Source organism: Flavobacterium commune (genome assembly GCF_001857965.1).
Lineage (GTDB): Bacteria > Bacteroidota > Bacteroidia > Flavobacteriales > Flavobacteriaceae > Flavobacterium > Flavobacterium commune.
Genome location: NZ_CP017774.1, coordinates 2,827,228 through 2,849,589, shown reverse-complemented (window position 1 = coordinate 2,849,589; position 22,362 = coordinate 2,827,228). Strand labels below are relative to the sequence as shown.

The window sequence follows — 22,362 nt, the reverse complement described above, 5'->3', positions numbered from 1 at the left end:
TAATTTTATTTAATATACGAATGAAAACCAAATCCTTAACAATTATAAGCTTCTTTACTTTTTTGCTATTTGGTTTTTCTTGTCATTCGCAAGTGTTACGAAAAAGATCGACAATGCTCATGGGAGGTCGTTTTGATATTAATATTGTAGCTCAGGATTCTCTTTCTGCCGAACAAAATATTGATGTCATCATTGCCGAAATTGCCCGTATCGAACACCTCATCTCCGACTGGAAACCTACTTCACAAGTTTCAGAAGTCAATCAAAATGCAGGGATTCGTCCTGTAAAAGTGGACAAAGAACTTTTTGAATTAACCAAAAGAGCTTTACACTTTTCTGAAATTACCAATGGCGCTTTTGATATTAGTTTTGCCGCCATGGATCGTATTTGGAAATTTGACGGTTCCATGACCGAAATGCCAACTCCCGAAGCGATTAAAAAATCAGTTGAAAAAGTAGGTTATAAAAACATAATCCTAGACAGTATCAATTCGACTATTTTCTTAAAATTAAAAGGAATGAAAATTGGATTCGGTGCACTTGGCGAAGGTTATGCCACCCACAAATGCCAACAAATGATGCTTGCCAAAGGAATCCAATCCGGAATTGTAAATGCCACAGGCGACATGAGCGTTTGGGGAACACAGCCTGACGGAAAACCTTGGAATATTGGCATCACAAATCCTTTTGATCCAAGCCAAATTTTAGCTACAATTTCCCTGAAACAAGGAGCTGTCACTACTTCTGGCTCTTACGAAAAGTTTGTTGTTTTTAACGAAAAACGTTATTCTCATATTATTAATCCAACTACAGGTTATCCCGCAACGGGATTGTGTAGCGTAAGCGTTTTTGGTCCTAATGCTGAAACTGCTAATGGTTTTAGTACCTCGGCTATGGTTTTAGGTAAAAAAAAAGCTGTAAAACTACTAGATCAGTATCCTGATTATTATTTTATTCTAATTACCGATTCAGGGAAAATGATAAAATCTAAAAACTTCCCTAAGCATTTATTAAAAAGGTATAAATAATCTTAAAATCTTTCCTCTAAAAAAACAGATTTCAGGATTATTATTTTGAAAAACTACCCACTTCTTAAAGTATTAAAAATCTTATTTTAAGTCAAAGCAACGTAAAATAATACTTTCAAAAAAAGCCACCATCAAATAAAATGTACTTTATCGAGATATACGGCCTATCATCGATTAAACTATAATTACCGCGGTTTAATATTTAATTTTACACTATTACTTTAAATAGTAACAATCCAAGAATTGATCCTAGCTGTTTATTGAGAATTTTACTCAAAAAAAACATTCACCTTTTTTCCTAGAAGAGAAACTATTAATCTCTATCAAAAAATATTCAGGCTAAAAAAACATACCCTATTAAAGCTTGATAAAATATTTAAAAATTGTTTTTTGAATTTAAATCGGATTAATCATGAAACAAAAATACTTATTCTTACTATTTATTATATTTAATTTCCTTTCCGCTTACAGTCAGGCAGATGGTGATTTCCAATCAAAAGCTACGGGTAATTGGGAATCTGCTTCTTCATGGGAAATTTACAATGGCACAACACTTAATTGGGAATCTGCTTTGAATTATCCTGGTCAGGCTAATGGAAACTATGCTGTTACGATTAATTCTAGCCATACAATTACGGTTTCCACAAATCTGGTTACAACTTCAATAGGAGATTTAATTGTTAATGGAACTTTAAATTTATTAGCAGGTTCAAATCCGAAACAAGTTGATTTAAAAACACCGCTTTTATACCTAACTGCTACTGGTATTTTAAATTTTACCAACCAAAAAACACAATTGTATTTACCCAACAACGCAGTTATTAAAATCGATGCTGGAGGAACTATTTCAGGGGCCTGTTCCAATAATACCGAAATATACATTGACAACAAATTAATTGCTGTTTGTAATGGATCAGGTAATAGCGACGTATTAACATTTGGAGAAATCGTTGCCGGATCAGGAACACTAAATGCCAACATTATAAACCCTGTTGATTTTTCTTCAACCCTTTGCAATGGAACTAATATAGCACTAACAGGTGGATATACAGGAACTCCAAATGGTAGTGTAACTTATCTTTGGACTGTAAAAGACCCAAATAATAATGCGGTTGCCATTACTAACAGCACCTCAACAACAACCTCATTTACACCTGCGCTTTCAGGACAATACAGTATTTCCTTTAGTGTTACTGATGGAAGCAGTTTTACTAATACAGAAACAAAAACCGTTACAATACAATCAGTGGTTACTCCGGGAACTATTGGTAATACTCAAATGATTTGTAGTGGAACAGTGTCTGACCCACTTACTTCTACAATGGATGGAACCGGAGATGGAACCATTTCTTATCAATGGCAAACCAATGCTAGTGGCAGTTTTCAAACCATTGGAGGAGCAACATTGGCAGCCTACAGTCCTCCTACACTAACTTCCACAACAAGCTACCAAAGAAGAACGGTATCTATTTTAAATGGAGTAGCTTGTTATTCGGCTTACACAACTCCTGTAATAATCACAGTTGGAGACACTACCAATCCTGTTTTAACTGCCGAAGCCAGCCAAAATGCAACTTTAAATGCAAGTTGTTTAGTTACTATTCCAAATTTAGTGGACGGTTCATCAGCAACCGATAATTGTACAGGAACTACCATCACTCAAAGTCCGGCTGCGGGAACGACGCAAGCAGCCGTTCACAACGGAACAATTAACGTTACCGTAACCGCTACCGATACTGCCGGAAATACCGATTCAGAAATTGTGGTGATTACTGCAAAAGATTTGACCGCTCCTGTTTTAACTGCCGAAGCCAGTCAAAATGCAACTTTAAATGCAAGTTGTTTGGTTACCATTCCAAATTTAGTGGACGGTTCTTCAGCAACCGATAATTGTACCGGAACTACCATCACTCAAAGTCCGACTGCGGGAACAACGCAAGCAGCCGTTCACAACGGAACAATCAACGTTACCGTAACCGCTACCGATGCTGCCGGAAATACAGATTCTGAAATTGTGGTGATTACTGCAAAAGATTTGACCGCTCCTGTTTTAACCGCCGAAGCCAATCAAAATGCAACTTTAAATGCAAGTTGTTTAGTTACTATTCCAAATCTAGTTGACGGTTCATCAGCAACCGATAATTGTACAGGAACTACCATCACTCAAAGTCCGGCTGCGGGAACAACGCAAGCAGCCGTTCACAACGGAACAATCAACGTTACCGTAACCGCTACCGATGCTGCCGGAAATACAGATTCTGAAATTGTAGTGATTACTGCAAAAGATTTGACCGCTCCTGCTTTAACTACCGAAGCCAGCCAAAATGCAACTTTAAATGCAAGTTGTTTAGTTACTATTCCAAATCTAGTTGACGGTTCATCAGCAACCGATAATTGTACAGGAACTACCATCACTCAAAGTCCGGCTGCGGGAACAACGCAAGCAGCCGTTCACAACGGAACAATCAACGTTACCGTAACAGCTACTGATGCTGCCGGAAATACAGATTCTGAAATTGTGATAATTACTGCAAAAGATTTGACCGCTCCTGTTTTAACTGCCGAAGCCAACCAAAATGCAACTTTAAATGCAAGTTGTTTGGTTACCATTCCAAATCTAGTTGACGGTTCATCAGCAACCGATAATTGTACCGGAACTACCATCACTCAAAGTCCGGCTGCGGGAACAACACAAGCTGCTGTAAACAATGGAACAATCAACGTTACCGTAACCGCTACTGATGCTGCCGGAAATACAGATTCTGAAATTGTGATAATTACTGCAAAAGATTTGACCGCTCCTGTTTTAACTGCCGAAGCCAACCAAAATGCAACTTTAAATGCAAGTTGTTTGGTTACCATTCCAAATCTAGTTGACGGTTCATCAGCAACCGATAATTGTACAGGAACTACCATCACTCAAAGTCCGGCTGCGGGTTCAACTCAGGCTGCTGTACACAACGGAACAATCAACGTTACCGTAACCGCTACTGATGCTGCCGGAAATAACGATTCTGAAATTGTGGTGATTACTGCAAAAGATTTGACCGCTCCTGTTTTAACTGCCGAAGCCAGTCAAAATGCAACTTTAAATGCAAGTTGTTTGGTTACCATTCCAAATTTAGTGGACGGTTCTTCAGCTACCGATAATTGTACTGGAACTACAATCACTCAAAGTCCGGCTGCGGGTTCAACTCAGGCTGCTGTACACAACGGAACAATCAACGTTACCGTAACCGCTACTGATGCTGCCGGAAATAACGATTCTGAAATTGTGGTGATTACTGCAAAAGATTTGACCGCTCCTGTTTTAACTGCCGAAGCCAGTCAAAATGCAACTTTAAATGCAAGTTGTTTGGTTACCATTCCAAATTTAGTGGACGGTTCTTCAGCAACCGATAATTGTACCGGAACTACCATCACTCAAAGTCCGACTGCGGGAACAACGCAAGCAGCCGTTCACAACGGAACAATCAACGTTACCGTAACCGCTACCGATGCTGCCGGAAATACAGATTCTGAAATTGTGGTGATTACTGCAAAAGATTTGACCGCTCCTGTTTTAACTGCCGAAGCCAACCAAAATGCAACTTTAAATGCCAGTTGTTTGGTTACCATTCCAAATTTAGTGGACGGTTCTTCAGCTACCGATAATTGTACTGGAACTACCATCACTCAAAGCCCTACTGCGGGAACAACTCAGGCTGCCGTTCACAACGGAACAATCAACGTTACCGTAACCGCTACCGATACTGCCGGAAATATAGATTCTGAAATTGTGGTGATTACTGCAAAAGATTTGACCGCTCCTGTTTTAACTGCCGAAGCCAACCAAAATGCAACTTTAAATGCAAGTTGTTTGGTTACCATTCCAAATCTAGTTGACGGTTCATCAGCAACCGATAATTGTACCGGAACTACCATCACTCAAAGTCCGGCTGCGGGAACAACACAAGCTGCTGTAAACAATGGAACAATCAACGTTACCGTAACAGCTACTGATGCTGCCGGAAATACAGATTCTGAAATTGTGATAATTACTGCAAAAGATTTGACCGCTCCTGTTTTAACTGCCGAAGCCAACCAAAATGCAACTTTAAATGCAAGTTGTTTGGTTACCATTCCAAATCTAGTTGACGGTTCATCAGCAACCGATAATTGTACCGGAACTACCATCACTCAAAGTCCGGCTGCGGGAACAACACAAGCTGCTGTAAACAATGGAACAATCAACGTTACCGTAACAGCTACTGATGCTGCCGGAAATACAGATTCTGAAATTGTAGTGATTACGGCTAAAGATTTGACAGCTCCTGTTTTAACTGCCGAAGCCAACCAAAATGCAACTTTAAATGCAAGTTGTTTGGTTACCATTCCAAATCTAGTGGACGGTTCTTCAGCTACCGATAATTGTACAGGAACTACCATCACTCAAAGTCCGGCTGCGGGAACAACGCAAGCAGCCGTTCACAACGGAACAATCAATATTACCGTAACCACTACCGATGCTGCCGGAAATATAGATTCTGAAATTGTGGTGATTACGGCTAAAGATTTGACTAATCCAACCTTAACTGTTGGTGCAAACCAAACTGCAAATACGAATGCTGGTCTTTGTACTGCTTCGGTTGTAGTAACAAACACAACCTTTTCTGACAACTGTAGTGGTTCTTCAATTTCTTATTCGCTAAGCGGAGCTACAAATGCAGCAACTACATCAGGACAAATAGGAACTTATGTCTTTAACAGAGGAGTAACAACTATAAATTATACCGTTACTGATGCTGCCGGAAACACTACCACAGGATCTAAAACAATAACTGTAACTGATAATATCAAACCTACAATAACAGCTCCTCCTACAATTAACACAACTACAAATACCGCTTGTACTGCAACCGGAGTGGCTTTAGGAACTCCTACAACTGCTGATAACTGTGCTGTCGCATCGGTAACTAACAATCATCCATCAACAACTTATCCGTTAGGTAATACTACCGTAATTTGGACCGTAACCGATAGTTCGGGAAACACTGCAACAGCCAATCAAATTGTTACAGTTACAGATAATGTTCCCCCAACAATTACTTGCCCCGGAAATATCAGCGCTAATACTAGTGCAAACGGAACCGGTGACTGTTATACAACGGTAAACATTGGTACACCTACAACAAACGACAACTGTGGGATTGCTTCTGTGGTTGCCAGTGTATCCGGAACTATAATTAATACTGCCACCTATCAATTCCCTATTGGAAATACAACCGTTAACTGGACAGTAACAGACAATGCCGGATTAACAGCTTCTTGTAATCAGACCATTACTGTAATTGATAATGAGAATCCTTCTATAAGTTGTCCTGGAAATCAAAATGTTAATTACAACAACAATTGTCAATTTTCTTTACAGGATTACACCTCACTTGCAACGGCTTCAGACAACTGTGATACTAACCTGACTATTACACAAAGTCCGACTCCGGGAACATTAATTTCTGCTGCCATAACCACAGTAACACTTACAGCAAGAGATGATGCTAACAGAACAAGTACTTGCACATTTACAGTTAGTGCAATAGACAACATTGCACCAACTGCAGTATGTAAAAACTACACTGCTAACTTAAGTGCAGGCGGCACTGTAAATATCGCAGCTTTAAATTTAGATAACGGTTCATCTGATAATTGTGGAATTGTAAATATGACGGTGTCTCCAAATGCTTTTAATTGCAGTAATGTAGGGTCTAACAATGTAGTTTTTACAGTATATGACAATAATGGAAACAGTAATAGCTGTAATGCTGTAATTACAGTAGTTGACAATACACCTCCAACAATGATTTGCAAAAATTTTGTTGTTGTAATTGACCCTATTTCCAGAGTTGCCAACATTAAAGCCTCAGATATTGACAATGGATCAAATGATGCTTGCGGAATTGCCTCTTTGAGTGTATCTCCTAGTACTTTTCCTGATTCCCCTAACCTTTATACCGCCACAACGACATTAACTGCTGTAGATGTTAATGGAAATTCAAATAGCTGTACAGCAACCGTTACTGTCGAACCTCCAAAGAATCTATTTACTTATTTAACTGGAGTTATAATAAACCCTATTCCGGATAACCCGCAACCGCCAAGCGCATTAGTAGAAGTTACAGCCTGTCCTGGTGGAATTACAGTTCCTAAAGACATCCAATTTACATTACAAGCTATTGGGACTTATAATTTGCAAGCTTCACATGTTTTAAATTGGGAATATTCTAATGATAATGGCGAAACCTGGATAAGCATTCCTAATACTGCTGGTTTATTAACTTATACTTTAATTGGGTTAACAAGCGATACTTTTGTCAGACTAAGAATTACCGATGCAGACAATCCTTCTCTTGTTAAAACTTCTGCCGAAGCCTATGCAAGATTCTTACCTCCTGATGAACCGCCTATTATTGTGAGTCATACCGCTTTAGATATTTGTCTGGGAGATTCAGTAACTGTAAATGCCGAAAGTTTTTACGATCAACCCGAAGGACAGTTTGGTAAAGGAGGAAAATTTAATTATGCCCAACCTGACGGATGGCGTGTGGATGGCAAAGATGGCGAATTCCCTGCCAGTGGAAATAATAATGAACAGCCAACTTGGAAAGAAACCAACTCTACCAACAATCCAAATACAACTTTTAGCGGAATTAATTATGACACTTCAGACAACACAAAATTTGCTATTGCACATGCCGCTCAAGCAAACAGAATTACAACATTAGAAACTCCTGTTTTCAGTACTATAGGAATGACTTCCAGTGAAGCAATATTAACATTCTATACCGCTTACTATTTCTGTAATGGTGGTTCTGGAAAAATCGAATTATCTTTTGACGCTGGAAATACTTATACAGTGACATTGAATACGATGCAAAATGACATACTAACAGCTGGAAACACTACAGGTGTTCGTGCTTATAAAGGTTCAGGAGGTTCTGCCTGTACTAAACAATATCTTGTAGCTGATGCGTTTCGATATACCTCAATCAATTTAGGACCTTACGCAGGACTTGCAGGATTGCGTGTTAGATTTACATTTAATTCCGGGCCAAGTGGAGGTAGTTGTAACAATGTAACTTTCCCAAAACATGCTTCTAATAATTGCACCAATAACCAAACTTTTAACGTTGGAAGTGGTTGGGCTATAGACGATGTTGGTTTTACTTTTGGTACTGTTGATGATGAGTTAGAATGGACAGATGAAGACGGAAATGTAATTGCCACTGGAACAACAGCAACTGTTACCCCTGTAACTCCCGGAATTAGAGAATATGGTGTAACTACTTTAGTAAATGGTTGTAGAACTGATAATGATGCCGGAACTAATTATGTTAATATCAACACCAGTTTAGCCTACGCAGGAGAAGACTACATTCCGCTTGCGAGTAATTGTGGCGAAAACACACTGCAATTAAATGCTTATGACAATACCGTTTCTGCCGTAACCAATTACAATAAAGGAGCCTGGAAAAGCAATCTCTATGTAGTTCCTGATACAGCTTCGGGAGACACCGACTATCCTGGAACTGGAATTACAGGAACATGGACTATTATAAGTGCCAGTACTACTTCTTGTGGAAATTCAGCTGTTTTTTCCAGCGCAACAGACCCAAATGCCGTTTTTACCGCTGATCCGGGTAGCTACACTTTGAGATGGACGCTCACTAATGGTTGTTTTGATGAAGTAAACATTACGGTTATTGATTGTAAATCGGTGGATTTTGATGGTAATAATGACTATGTTTCTTTTAAAGACAATTACAATCTCAATGCTGCATTTAGTATCGAAGCCTGGGTAAAACCAAATTCAACTGATGGTACAAGAACTGTTTTCTCCAGAAAAGATAACGGAAGTAATAACAGTGGTTATGATTTAAGCATCGTTAATAGTCAGCTAAGATTCAATTGGTACAATGCTTCCGGAGCTAACAATGTAACATCCGGTTCGTATTCCATTGGTACTGACAGATGGTATCATTTGGCAGTCACTTTTGATGGATCAACTTATAAACTATATGTTGATGGTTTAGAAATAGCTACGAAAAATGGAGCTACTCCTACAGCAACTTCAAATAACATTGAAGCACTTTTGGGTGCTATGGATCAAACAGCAACGAACATTCCAACCAACTATTTTCATGGCTGGATTGACGAACTTAAAATATGGAACAAAGCTATTGGAGTAGAACAAATTAGACAAATGATGAACCAAGAAATTGATATTTCAGGTTCTGATGTGGGAGGTGTTGTTATTCCAATGAAAATTTACGGAACAGATAGTGACCAAAACGGTATAGAAGACAATCCATTATTATGGAATAATCTTTTAGGTTATTATCGAATGAATACCAACTGTGGTGATTTGGCAGCATATAAAGGAATTAGTGGAAGACTGCATAATATAAACTCAAGTCAACAACAAACAGCTCCTATTCCATACACTTCCAGAGTTTCCAATCAAACCTGGAATACTGATAATACATGGACTCATTTTGATGTCTGGAATGTTCCTAATAGTTCTGGAATAAACAACCAACCTATAAATTGGAATATTGTTAGACTCAATCATCAGGTTACATCAAACACCCAAGATCTTACATTATTAGGTCTTATTGTATTGTCTAATGAATTAATAATTACAAATTCAGGTACTCAAAATGAAACTAATCCGGGGCATGGGTTATGGATAACACATTATTTGAAATTAGATGGAAAAATTGATTTAATTGGAGAATCACAATTGGTTCAAAAACGCTATACCCTAGCCCAATACAGCGAAAGTATTTTTGAAGAAAGCAGCACAGGCTTTATCGAAATAGACCAACAAGGCAAGAAAAACAGTTTTAATTACAATTACTGGTCTTCGCCAGTAAGCAATCGCGGAGCTGCTAATAATTCTACTTATGCGATGTTTAATATATTAAGAGACGGTACTGATTCGTCAAACCCAAAAGCGATAACTTTTGGTGATGGTGCTTATTTTGCTGATGGACCACTCTCCAGTCCAATTAAAATTAGTAATCGATGGATTTGGACTTATAGTTCACTAACTCCTGCTTCAAATTCAAATTGGGATAACTACTGGCAATGGCAATATAAAGCCAGTACAGGACTTATAGCCGCTGCTGATGGATTTACCATGAAAGGAACTGGCGGAACGGCTACCATAAACGCTACGCAAAACTATGTCTTTACCGGAAAACCTAATTCAGGAACTATTAACAAGTTCATTGCGATAAACCAAACCTACTTAATAGGAAATCCCTATCCAAGTGCATTAGATGCAGATGAATTTATAAAAGATAACTTAAAAGATTGTACTGGTTGTAAAGGAACAATAAATACTTTTGGTGGTGCACTATATTTCTGGGATCATTTTGGATTATCAAACAATCACGTTTTAGCCCAATACGAAGGAGGTTATGCGGTCTATACCCTAACTGGAGGTGTATCAGCTATTGCTAACGATCCTCTTAATGTAAACAATGGTGCAACAGGTTCAAAAATCCCACAACGTTATATTCCGGTAGGACAGGCTTTCTATATAAATGCTTCTTCAAATGGTGTTGTGCAAGGAGGAACATTTTCATTTAAAAACAGTCAACGTGCTTTTGTTAGAGAAACTTCGGGGAACGCTATTTTTATGAAAGTTGCCAACGACAAAAATTCTTTTGCTGACAAAGAAACTGTTGACAAACGAATGAAAATCAGATTAGGATTTGACTCCCCAATTGCCACTCACAGACAAATACTCGTTGGTACTGATCCTAATACTACCAATCAATTTGATTTTGGTTATGATGCCCGAATGATTGACGTTAACGACAATGATATGTATTGGGAATTAGAAAACACTCCTGTAATAATCCAGGGAATTCCAAGTTTTGGTACTGAACAAATCATACCATTAGGAATTAAAATTGCCAATGAAGGACAATCAACCATAAAAATTGATGCCCTAGAAAATGTTCCTAACAATCTTGATATTTTCCTTTATGACAATGTTACAAAAACATATCATGATTTAAGAATAGCAAATCTGGATATATCATTAGCAGCAGGAGAATATACTGGGCGTTTCTCATTACAATTTGTGAATCGATTAACCAGCATTAACGAAACTACTATCGAAAATGGAATTATAACTTATTATACTAATGAAAATCAAATGCTAAATATTAGAAACTATTTTTCAGATGTAACTATTAAATCAGTTGCTTTATTCAGCATTTTAAAACAAAATATCGATAATTGGAAAATTACAGATAGCGATCAAAATCACATTCAAATCCCTGTTAGAAACCTAAGTTGGGCTGTCTATCTGGTTCTTATTAAAACCAATAAAGGTGAGTTTTACCAAAAAATAATTATCAAATAAGCAAACCCTAATTTCCCCAAAAAACACTTTCAGTAATGGAAGTGTTTTTTTATTTTAACCTAATAGTCCATTCAAAATCCATCTCTGAAACCTGCTCCCCATTTTCATTTGTACCAATAGATTTTAGCCAAAAAGTCTGCCCTTCCCTAGTTGTTATTGCATTTTGTATAGCCATTTCTATCTGATTTGCATTTTGACATTCAAAAGTAATTCTTCCAGTTGCTTTTTTGGTAAACTTACTTTTATTACTAGCAACCAGCATGGCAATATTTCGATTACTGTTTTGAATATGCATCATAACTAAAGCTCCTGTGGTTAATTCGGCTGCCATTGCCTGAACAGCAAAATACATGGAATTGAAAGGATTCTGGTTAATCCATCTGTGTTTTACTGACACTTTACAACTAGTAAAATCGATTTCTTTTACCCGCACACCACAAATGTATGCCGATGGTAATTTGAATAACAAAAAGCGATTGAGTTTTGCGACCGTAAGTTTCATTAAATTGGTTTTGAAACTAATATACAAAATAATTAGTTAGCTCTCCTGAATTCATTTTTGTTAATTATATGTTAATTTTAAGTACTTTGCAATACACAATACCTGTTTTAAGACATATATTTGTATAAGAAATTACTATACACTAAAAATATGGAAACCAAAACCGAAAAAACCACCGCAGCATTAGCTCACCTAAGTGCTCTTTCACAGTACTTTATCCCTTTTGGAAATTTTATTTTTCCAATAATAATTTGGAGTAGTAAAAAAGACAAATCTGAATTTATTGATTATCACGGCAAACAAGTCATCAATTTTCAACTGAGTCTTTTATTATACTCAATAATATTTGCTCTTATTGCCGTTCCCACATTTGCAACAGTAGTTTTTAGCAGTATGGACTGGAACGAACTATTAAACGATCAGGATGTTATTTTCGAAAAAATTAATATGGCTGACAATATTAATCTAATAACCACCGGAATTGTAGCTGTATTATTAATCATTCTATTAAAAATTGCTGAATTTTTCTTAATCATCATTGGGGCTATCAGTGCTTCGAATGGAGAAAAATACAAATATCCTATCACGATAAACTTTATTAAGTAAAACAAAATGACAAATCATGAACATTGAAAACACAAAAGCACAGATGCGTAAAGGTGTTCTCGAGTTTTGCATCTTATCCGTTTTAAAACAACAAGATGCCTATACATCAGAAATATTAGAGACATTAAAAAACGCAAAATTATTAGTCGTCGAAGGCACCATTTATCCTTTGTTAACCCGACTAAAAAACGACGGATTGTTAACCTATCGCTGGGAAGAATCAACCTCCGGACCACCAAGAAAGTATTATGGACTAACCGAAACAGGACAAACTTTCTTAAACGAACTAAATGGCACTTGGACTGAATTGTCAAATGCTGTAAATTTAATAACAAATCAAAAAACAGAGTCATGAACAAAACTGTAAATATAAACCTGGGTGGTGTGTTTTTTCATATAGACGAAGACGCATACCAAAAACTTTCGCGCTATTTTGACGCTATCAAACGTTCTCTTAACAACGCTTCGGGACAGGATGAAGTAATTAAGGATATCGAAATGAGAATTGCCGAATTATTAGGCGAAAAACAAAAAAGTGACAAGCATGTTGTAGGCTTAAAAGAGGTAGATGAAGTGATTGCTATCATGGGACAACCGGAAGACTACATTCTGGAAGACGAACCAAAAACTTTTGAAAACAACTACCAACAAAGCGGAACCGGTAAATCAAAAAAACTATACCGTGATGGCGAAAAAGGAATGATTGGCGGGGTTGCAGCCGGTTTAGGTCATTACTTTAATGTAGATGCCGTATGGATTAGAGTGGTTTTACTTTTATTAGTATTTGCCGGCTTTGGTACAGGAATATTTGCCTACATCATTCTTTGGATTGTAACTCCAGAAGCCAAAACTACATCGGAAAAACTGGAAATGACTGGTGAACCTGTAAATATTTCGAATATCGAAAAAAAAGTAAGACAGGAATTTGAAAATGTTTCTGAAAAAATTAAAAATGCCGATTACGACAAATATGGTAATCAGATAAAAAAAAATGCTTCGAATGTAGGGAATTCATTAGGCAACTTTATTCTAAGCGTTTTCAAAATCATAGCTAAATTTCTGGGAATTATGCTAATAATTGCAGGCATCAGCATATTAGTCATTTTATTGATAGGCGTTTTTACATTAGGAACAAACACCTTTATTGATTTTCCATGGCAGGGATTTGTAGAAACAGGTAATTTTACTGATTATCCTATCTGGACTTTCGGCTTGTTAATGTTTTTTGCAATTGGTATTCCCTTCTTTTTCCTGACATTATTAGGCTTTAAATTATTAGCTCCTAATACAAAATCGATTGGGTCTATTGCCAAATACACTTTGCTGGCGCTTTGGATTATCGCTATTGCTTTAGCCGTTTCGTTGGGATTAAAACAAGCTTCAGCCTTTGCAATGGATGGTCGCGTAGTTAAAAAAGAAGCGTTGAATATTCCGTTACAGGATACTTTGCAAATTAAATTCCAGCACAATGATTATTATGCCAAAGACATTTATGATCGCTCCGAATTTAAAATCACTCAGGATTCAACCAATAATGATATTATTTATTCGAATGAGGTGCGTTTTAGAATACAAAAATCGAACGAAAATTATTCGTATATCCAAATCGAAAAAGAAGCCAAAGGAAAATCATTTTCAGAAGCCAGAGAAAAAGCGGAACAAATTCATTACCAATATAAAATAATTGGAAACCAGCTGATTTTTGATAATTATTTACTAACAGATTTAAAAAATAAATTCAGGAATCAACACATAGAAATCACATTATTTTTAACCGAAGGCACTATATTTAAAATAGATTCCAGCGTTCATGATTACGATCAATCTGATGATGATTTCTTTGATTTAGATTACGATACTGACGAAGCTATCTACAAAGTAAATCATTCAGAAGCTGCATGTTTGAATTGTTCTGATAATGAAAATACGGAAATTAAAACTACTTCTGAAAGTCAAACAACAGACACTATAATCAATTCTGACACACAGATTGAAGAATTAAAAATTGGCAAAGACGGTGTTATCATTAAAACCAAATAATTATGTTAGTAAGCTTAAAAAATAGCCTGATTGTTTTTGCCGCAGCAACATTGATTTCCTGCAACAACAACCATCATCATCATTCAATTAAAGGTAATGGCAATATTGTTACCCAAAAAAGGGATATTGAAGACAATTTTAAAAGTATCGAAGCTAACAGCGGTATCGAAGTAATCGTTGAACAGGCTGACAGAACCCGAATTGCAGTAGAAGCCGATGAAAATATTCAAAATAGTATTACTACCAAAGTTAGAAATGGTGTTTTGATTATCAGTCGAAAAAACGGAAGCTACAGCAGTCATCATGGACAAAAAGTTTTTATAACCGTTCCTGTCATCGAGGAATTGACAGCCAATAGCGCTTCATCAATAAAAACCAAAAACACTTTAAAAGGAGAAAATATTAGTCTAAACACTTCGAGTGCCGCAAAAATAGAAGCGCAATTATCCATTGATAACATCAAAGCCAATAGCAGTAGCGCCAGCAAAATTGACATTAAAGGAATGGCACTCAACCTCGATGCAGAAGCCTCTAGTGCCAGCAAGATAGAGGCCGAAGATTTGCTTGTAAATACTATTACAGTGGAAACTTCAAGCGGATCAAAAGTTAGTGTTCATCCTATCCTAAGTCTAAAAGCTGATGCCAGCAGCGGAAGCCGGATTGAATACCACAATAATCCGAAACAAATTGAAAAAACCTCAAGTTCCGGAGCAAGTATTGAACCGGACTAAACATAAATTCATATAAAAATCGAAATCGCTTACTATTTAAGTAAGCGATTTCTTTATATTTGTAAAGAACCTAAAGAATATTTACATGAAAAAATTTAGCATCCTACTTCTGGCCTTTTTATCCAGCACCATTATTCTAGCTCAGAAAAAAGAAAAAATAAGCGGTTCAAAAACAATCGTAACAAAGCAAAAAAACATCAAAAACTTCAGTGCTATTGAAGTACAAGACAATCTGATTGTTTCATTAGAAAGAGGTGAATATCCTGAAATAAAATTGGAAGCCGATGATAATTTAATTGACATTATAGACATTGATGTTACTGATAGCGTCCTGCATCTTTCTACTTCTAAAAATGTGGTAAAGAGTAAATCTTTAAAAGTAAAAATTACATACACCGAACAACTAAACAGTATTACATCAAAAAATGAAGCTGTAGTTAATGCAATCCAGGAAATCCTTACGGAAAATCTGAACATCAAAACTTTTGACGATTCAAAAATATTCATGAATGCCAAAACAACCCATTTTCTATTACAGGCTGACGGCAGTTCAAAAATTGAGCTGAATCTAAGCAGTGAAAAAATAAAATTCGAATTAACTAAAAATGCAGAACTGAAATCCTTAGTAAAAACCACTGATTTAGCCATAGATATGTATCAAAAAACAAAGGCTAAAATTGAAGGTGAAGCTGATAGTAGTATCATCCGATTAGAAAACAATTCAGAATTAGAAGCCTCTAAATTAGATATAAAAAGCATCGAATTAATTACTGAAGGACAAAGCAAAGCAGCTGTAAATCCTAAAAAAGACATTATTATCAACGCCAGCGAAAAATCGGAAATAGATCTTTATGGTGAGGCTAAAATCGAGATGAATCAATTTATAGACAAAGCCAAAATATCTAAAAAATAATTTTACAAAAAAAAGCCTGTTCCACTCAAAATGAAACAGGCTATTTTTTTATTCTAAAAAAAAATTATCCTTTAGCAGCCAAATATCTTTCGGCATCCAAAGCAGCCATACAACCAGTACCAGCAGCAGTAATCGCCTGACGGTATACATGATCAGCAGCATCTCCGGCTACAAAAACACCTTCAACATTCGTTTTTGAAGTTCCAGGCGTATTAATAATATAACCTGTTTCATCCAGAGTTAAATAATCTTTAAAAATATCAGTATTAGGTTTATGACCAATAGCCACAAAGAAACCTGTCGCTGGAATATCATAAGTTTCATTGGTAGTCTTATTCAATACTTTGATAGCTTCCACTACCTGACCATCTCCTATAACTTCAACCGTGTCGTGGTTTAATAAAATCTCAATATTCTCCGTTTTACGAACTCTTTCTTCCATGATTTTTGAAGCTCTGAATTTCTCACTTCTTACCAGCATAGTTACTTTTTTACAAAGTTTTGACAAATAATGCGCTTCTTCACAAGCTGAATCCCCTGCTCCTACAATCACTACTTCCTGATTTCTATAGAAAAAACCATCACAAACGGCACAAGCCGAAACTCCACCACCCATTTGTAAATAATGTTGTTCTGATGGTAATCCTAAATATTTAGCCGAAGCCCCAGTAGAAATAATTACCGTTTCACAGTGTAATTCGATAGTATCATTAATCCACACCTTATGAATATCTCCTGAAAAATCCACTTTAGTAGCCCATCCATCACGAATATCTGCACCAAAACGTTGCGCTTGTTGCTGCAACTGAATCATCATTTCCGGCCCCGTAACTCCATCAACATATCCCGGAAAATTCTCTACTTCATTAGTAGTAGTCAATTGACCTCCTGGTTGCATTCCTTGGTATAATATTGGATTCATATTAGCTCTGGCCGCATAAATTGCTGCAGTATAACCCGCAGGACCAGAACCTATAATAAGACATTTTATTTTTTCGATTGTATCTGACATAATAATTAAAGGTTTAATTTTAAAAACAGCACAAAAGTAAGTTTTTATTATTTGAAAACGAGACTAGAATTATCAGTTTTTATTATCTTAATATAGAAGAATATGAAAACTTTTCTAATCCTAATAAAGACACCAGTAAAATAATAATGCCACTATCACAAATAAAAAAACCTTCTTGGTTTACAAGAAGGTTTTCGTCGGGGTGGCAGGATTCGAACCTGCGGCCTCCTGCTCCCAAAGCAGGCGCGATAACCGGGCTACGCTACACCCCGTAACGCGGCTGCAAATATACAACTTTTTTTAAGTTTTGCAAACAATTATTGAAAATAAAATAAAAATTATATAATTTGACTAAAATCCAAACCAAAATCCCTCAAAACACCCCAAATCAAGCTTTAACAAATGTTAACAAAATAGATTTTTAGAAACAATAATAAATTGTATTTTTACCGTTCAAAATTATACAAAATAAATGGGCAAAATCATTGCGATTGCTAATCAAAAAGGAGGCGTTGGAAAGACTACAACATCTGTAAATCTTGCAGCTTCCCTAGGTGTTTTAGAGAAAAAAGTATTATTAATAGACGCTGATCCTCAGGCAAATGCCAGTTCCGGATTAGGTATCGATGTGGAAAGTGTAGAAATTGGTACTTACCAAATTCTGGAACACAGCAATACTCCAAAAGAAGCTGTAGTACCATGTACTGCTCCTAATGTTGATGTTATTCCTGCTCACATCGACCTTGTGGCTATCGAAATTGAATTAGTTGACAAGGAAAACAGAGAATACATGCTTAAAAAAGCATTAGAAAGTGTAAAAGACGACTACGATTATATCATTATTGACTGCGCGCCTTCGCTTGGACTGTTGACATTAAATGCCTTAACAGCTGCCGATTCTGTAGTGATTCCTATTCAATGCGAATATTTTGCTTTGGAAGGTTTGGGTAAATTATTAAATACAATAAAAAGTATTCAAAAAATCCACAATCCTGATTTAGACATTGAAGGTTTACTATTGACTATGTACGATTCGAGATTGCGTTTATCAAATCAGGTAGTTGAAGAGGTACAAAAGCATTTTAACGATATGGTTTTTGAAACTATTATCCAACGAAATGTAAAATTGAGTGAAGCACCTAGTTTTGGTGAAAGTATCATTAACTATGATGCTACTAGTAAAGGCGCGACCAATTATTTACATCTTGCTCAGGAAATTATAAAGAAAAACATCCAATAATTATATGACGAAAGCGATAAAAAAACAGGCTTTAGGAAGAGGTTTATCGGCTTTACTAAAAGACCCTGAAAACGATATTAAATCTGTAGAAGATAAAAATGCAGACAAAGTTGTTGGAAATATTATTGAACTTGAAATTGAAGCTATTGAAATCAACCCGTTTCAGCCCAGAAGCAATTTCAACGAAGAATCTTTAAAAGAATTAGCCACTTCCATCAAGGAATTAGGTGTAATCCAACCTATTACTGTTCGAAAATTAGAGTTCAATAAATACCAGTTAATTTCGGGAGAGCGTCGTTTGCGTGCTTCAAAATTAGTTGGATTAACTCATGTTCCGGCTTACATCCGAATTGCGAATGACAATGAATCTCTTGTTATGGCATTGGTTGAAAACATTCAACGTCATGACTTAGATCCTATCGAGATAGCTCTTTCGTACCAACGCTTAATGGATGAAATCCAGCTGACTCAGGAACAAATGAGTGAGCGCGTAGGAAAAAAACGCTCTACAATTGCTAATTATTTGAGACTTTTAAAACTGGATCCAATTATCCAAACGGGAATTCGTGACGGTTTCATCAGTATGGGTCACGGTAGAGCCATCATCAACATTGAGGATCTGGATGCACAAACGGATATTTACCAAAAAATTGTAAGTCAGAATCTTTCGGTTCGCGACACCGAAACTTTGGTAAAAAACTACCACGAAAGTCTAAAACCAAAAGCAGCTGTTGCAAAAACAAAAGCAGCTTCATTTGATGTAAACGAAAGTCAAAAAAGAATTTTTAATGCTTATTTTGGAAACTTAGTTGACATCAAAGTTGCTACTAATGGAAAAGGGAAAATTACTATTCCATTCCAGTCTGAAGACGATTTTAATCGAATTATTGAATTAATTAAGGGATAGTGAACAAAATTATTTCCATAGCACTATTTCTAATTATTTTAAGCAACACTTCTGCATTGGCACAAAAAACAGCCAAAACAGAAGAAGCAGTAGCCAAAGACACTCTGAAGTCAATTGACATCGATCCTTTAACACCGGCAAAAGCAGCATTTTATTCGGCCGTTTTACCGGGTTTGGGTCAGGCTTACAATAAAAAATATTGGAAAATTCCATTGGTTTATGGAGCCATTGGAACCAGTCTGTACTTTTATTTAGACAGCAATAAAAAATACCATCAATTTAGAGATGCTTACAAACGAAGATTAGAAGGATATACCGATGATGAATTTTCGTTTTTGGATGACAGCCGATTGATTGCGGGACAAAAATTTTACCAGCGAAATCGGGATTTCTCTACTTTGTTCATCGTAGGTTTTTATGTTTTAAATATCATCGATGCCAATGTTGATGCGGCATTAATGCAGTTTAATGTTGACGACCGACTGTCGATAAAACCTACTCTTTACAGAAACGATATCAATCTTAAGACAAACGTAGGGCTTAGCCTTAATTATAACTTTTAATCGAATACAAAAGAATTGATTGATTCAATATCTTTTTAATTTAAAATAATACACAAATGAAAATCGCGCTTTTAGGATACGGAAAAATGGGTCAGGTAATTGAAAGAATTGCTCTGGAGAGAGGTCATGAAATTGTTTTGAAAAAAGACGAATTCAACACCTACGACGGACTTGCAACTGCTGATGTTGCAATTGATTTTAGCGTTCCTATGGCTGCTGTAGATAATATTTCGGCCTGTTTCAACAACAATGTACCGGTAGTTTCAGGAACAACCGGCTGGTTAGACCGTTACGACGAAATGATTGCTTTGTGCGCAGCAAAAAACGGTGGTTTTATTTCTAGCTCTAACTTTAGCTTAGGAGTAAATTTGTTTTTTGGTCTAAACGAATATTTAGCTAAAATGATGGCTAACATCGATGGATACAAGGTAACTATGGAAGAAATTCACCATATCCACAAACTGGATGCTCCAAGTGGAACTGCTATTTCATTGGCTCAGGGGGTTATCGAAAACAGCGATTACAAAAACTGGACATTAGAGCAGGCTAAAGAAAACGAAATTCATATTGAAGCGGTTCGTACCGGAGAAGTTCCTGGGACGCACACTGTAACTTATGATTCCGGTATTGACAGCATCGAAATCAAACATACGGCTCACAACCGTGAAGGATTTGCACTTGGAGCTGTAATTGCAGCCGAATGGTTAGCCGGAAAACAGGGGATTTTCAGTATGCGTGATGTTCTTAACATTCAATAATCAAACCCAAATTAACCTTTAATTCAAAAGAACTATGACACTATATCAATGGTTTGTGTTTTTTCTCATTATTCAAGTTGTTCATTTTTTAGGAACTTGGAAATTATATGAAGCAGCAGGAAGAAAAAAATGGGAAGCTGCAATACCTGTATATAACGCTATTGTTCTGATGAAAATCATTAACCGACCTACTTGGTGGACTTTATTGCTTTTTATACCAATTATCAACCTGATTATGTTTCCGGTTATTTGGGTAGAAACATTAAGGAGTTTTGGAAAGCGCTCTCAATTAGATACTATTTTAGGAGTGGTAACTTGCGGATTATATATTTATTACATCAATTACACTCAAAAATTAGACTACATCAAAGAAAGAAGTCTTCATCCTAAAAACAAAACAGCCGATACGGTAAGTTCACTATTATTCGCAATAATTGTTGCTACTTTTGTACATACTTATTTTGTACAACCTTATACCATTCCAACTTCTTCATTAGAAAAATCATTACTCATAGGCGATTTTCTTTTTGTAAGCAAGGTAAATTATGGAGCCAGAGTTCCTATGACAACAGTTGCTTTGCCGATGGTTCATGACTCTATTCCAATGACCAAAAGAAAATCCTACCTGAGTTTTCCGCAATTGCCTTATTTAAGATTACCCGGAATTGAAGACAAAATTGAACGCGCAGACATTGTTGTTTTTAACTGGCCTGTTGACACCGTGCATTACTTTTTTGAGCAAAAAGGAAAACCTGGAGTGATTAAACCTATTGATAAAAAATCCAACTATGTAAAAAGATGCGTAGGTATTCCGGGAGACAGTTTGGCTATAAAAGACGGCACTATCTACATTAACGGAAAAGTATTACAACTGCCTGAACGTGCAAAACCTCAATTTTCTTATGCAGTAGGAATAGACACTAAAAATCCACCTGTTGATTTTGAAAACCTATTAAGAGAATTGGATGTTACCGATGGAGTAGCTATAAACGAAGCAAAAGACACCTTATATTTTAGAGCATTAACTGCTGCAAGTGCCGAAAGATTAAGAAATACAGCCGGAATAACTATTGTAAAACAACAAATCGCAAAGAATGTTGAACCAAGCATTTTTCCAAATATCAACAAATGGAATCAGGATAATTTAGGCCCTATTTATATCCCGGAAGCAGGAAAAACAGTAGCGCTTACTTTAGAGAGTTTGCCCTTTTACAAAAGAATCATTACTGATTATGAAAAAGACGAAAACGGAAACAAAAACGACTTAAAAGTTACCGGGAACGAAATCCGCTTGAATGGGAAAGTCGTAAACAGCTATACTTTCAAACAAAACTACTATTGGATGATGGGTGATAATCGACACAACTCAGAAGATAGCCGTTACTGGGGTTATGTACCCGCAGATCACATTGTAGGGAAACCTGTTTTTATCTGGATGAGTTGGGATGCGAATGGTAAAGGAATCAACAAAGTGCGTTGGGACAGAGTTTTCACTACTGTAAATGGCGAAGGTCAACCACAATCGTATTTCAAAATTTTCTTAATTCTATTGGCAGCGTTCTTCGTTGGAGAATATTTTTGGAAAAAGAGAAAAGAGAAAAACAATATCTAGTTTAAATTCAAAGTTCATAAAGCTGTAATAAAA

General features: G+C 36.4%; 14 protein-coding genes and 1 tRNA gene. 12 read left to right on the top strand and 3 right to left on the bottom strand.

Going from position 1 to position 22,362, the window contains the following annotated elements; genetic code table 11:
- The first annotated feature begins 20 nt into the window (after window positions 1-20).
- Window positions 21-1,028, top strand: a complete 1,008-nt coding sequence (locus BIW12_RS11895) for an FAD:protein FMN transferase (RefSeq protein ID WP_071185314.1) — start codon at window positions 21-23, stop codon at window positions 1,026-1,028.
- A gap of 412 nt (window positions 1,029-1,440) precedes the next feature.
- Window positions 1,441-11,445 carry a LamG-like jellyroll fold domain-containing protein gene (locus BIW12_RS11890; protein WP_071185313.1) on the top strand — a complete coding sequence of 3,335 codons (10,005 nt, stop codon included), beginning with the start codon at window positions 1,441-1,443 and terminating at the stop codon, window positions 11,443-11,445.
- A 49-nt stretch (window positions 11,446-11,494) separates the two neighbouring features.
- Here BIW12_RS11890 and BIW12_RS11885 read toward each other — a convergent pair whose 3' ends face one another.
- Entirely contained in the window at window positions 11,495-11,947 is a 453-nt protein-coding gene (locus BIW12_RS11885) for a DUF4442 domain-containing protein (RefSeq protein WP_071185312.1), read from the bottom strand.
- A gap of 150 nt (window positions 11,948-12,097) precedes the next feature.
- On the opposite strand from BIW12_RS11885, the gene BIW12_RS11880 reads away from it, so the two are divergent.
- The 5 genes from BIW12_RS11880 to BIW12_RS11860 all read left to right on the top strand — a co-directional run bounded on the left by BIW12_RS11880 (window position 12,098) and on the right by BIW12_RS11860 (window position 16,237).
- Window positions 12,098-12,553: a DUF4870 domain-containing protein gene (locus BIW12_RS11880; protein WP_071185311.1), complete on the top strand. Its 456-nt coding sequence runs from the start codon at window positions 12,098-12,100 to the stop codon at window positions 12,551-12,553.
- Window positions 12,554-12,569: 16 nt separating this feature from the next.
- Window positions 12,570-12,908, top strand: coding sequence for a PadR family transcriptional regulator (locus BIW12_RS11875; RefSeq protein WP_071185310.1), 339 nt, complete (start codon window positions 12,570-12,572; stop codon window positions 12,906-12,908).
- Window positions 12,905-14,593 carry a PspC domain-containing protein gene (locus tag BIW12_RS11870; RefSeq protein ID WP_071185309.1) on the top strand — a complete coding sequence of 563 codons (1,689 nt, stop codon included), beginning with the start codon at window positions 12,905-12,907 and terminating at the stop codon, window positions 14,591-14,593. Before BIW12_RS11875 ends, BIW12_RS11870 begins: the two co-directional genes overlap by 4 nt.
- 2 nt (window positions 14,594-14,595) lie before the next feature.
- Window positions 14,596-15,324, top strand: a complete 729-nt coding sequence (locus BIW12_RS11865; protein ID WP_071185308.1) for a head GIN domain-containing protein — start codon at window positions 14,596-14,598, stop codon at window positions 15,322-15,324.
- Between the two features lie 85 nt (window positions 15,325-15,409).
- A complete protein-coding gene (locus tag BIW12_RS11860; RefSeq protein ID WP_071185307.1) occupies window positions 15,410-16,237 on the top strand; it encodes a GIN domain-containing protein in 828 nt (275 codons plus the stop codon).
- A gap of 64 nt (window positions 16,238-16,301) precedes the next feature.
- Here BIW12_RS11860 and trxB read toward each other — a convergent pair whose 3' ends face one another.
- Window positions 16,302-17,249, bottom strand: a complete 948-nt coding sequence (trxB, locus tag BIW12_RS11855; RefSeq protein ID WP_071185306.1) for a thioredoxin-disulfide reductase — start codon at window positions 17,247-17,249, stop codon at window positions 16,302-16,304.
- 197 nt (window positions 17,250-17,446) lie between these two features.
- A tRNA-Pro gene (locus BIW12_RS11850) sits at window positions 17,447-17,521 on the bottom strand.
- A gap of 200 nt (window positions 17,522-17,721) precedes the next feature.
- Between BIW12_RS11850 and BIW12_RS11845 the strand changes: the two genes are divergently transcribed.
- Genes BIW12_RS11845 through lepB form a run of 5 tightly spaced genes read left to right on the top strand, consistent with a single transcriptional unit; the run spans window position 17,722 to window position 22,329 of the window.
- Entirely contained in the window at window positions 17,722-18,489 is a 768-nt protein-coding gene (locus tag BIW12_RS11845; RefSeq protein WP_071185305.1) for a ParA family protein, read from the top strand.
- A 4-nt stretch (window positions 18,490-18,493) separates the two neighbouring features.
- Entirely contained in the window at window positions 18,494-19,396 is a 903-nt protein-coding gene (locus BIW12_RS11840) for a ParB/RepB/Spo0J family partition protein (protein ID WP_071185304.1), read from the top strand.
- Window positions 19,396-19,959 (top strand): DUF5683 domain-containing protein, encoded by a 564-nt coding sequence (locus tag BIW12_RS11835; RefSeq protein ID WP_071185303.1) that lies wholly within the window; start codon window positions 19,396-19,398, stop codon window positions 19,957-19,959. Before BIW12_RS11840 ends, BIW12_RS11835 begins: the two co-directional genes overlap by 1 nt.
- A gap of 56 nt (window positions 19,960-20,015) precedes the next feature.
- A complete protein-coding gene (gene dapB, locus BIW12_RS11830) occupies window positions 20,016-20,717 on the top strand; it encodes a 4-hydroxy-tetrahydrodipicolinate reductase (protein WP_071185302.1) in 702 nt (233 codons plus the stop codon).
- A 34-nt stretch (window positions 20,718-20,751) separates the two neighbouring features.
- On the top strand, window positions 20,752-22,329 hold the full coding sequence (gene lepB / locus BIW12_RS11825) for a signal peptidase I (RefSeq protein WP_071185301.1): 1,578 nt from the start codon (window positions 20,752-20,754) through the stop codon (window positions 22,327-22,329).
- The last annotated feature ends 33 nt before the right edge of the window (window positions 22,330-22,362 follow it).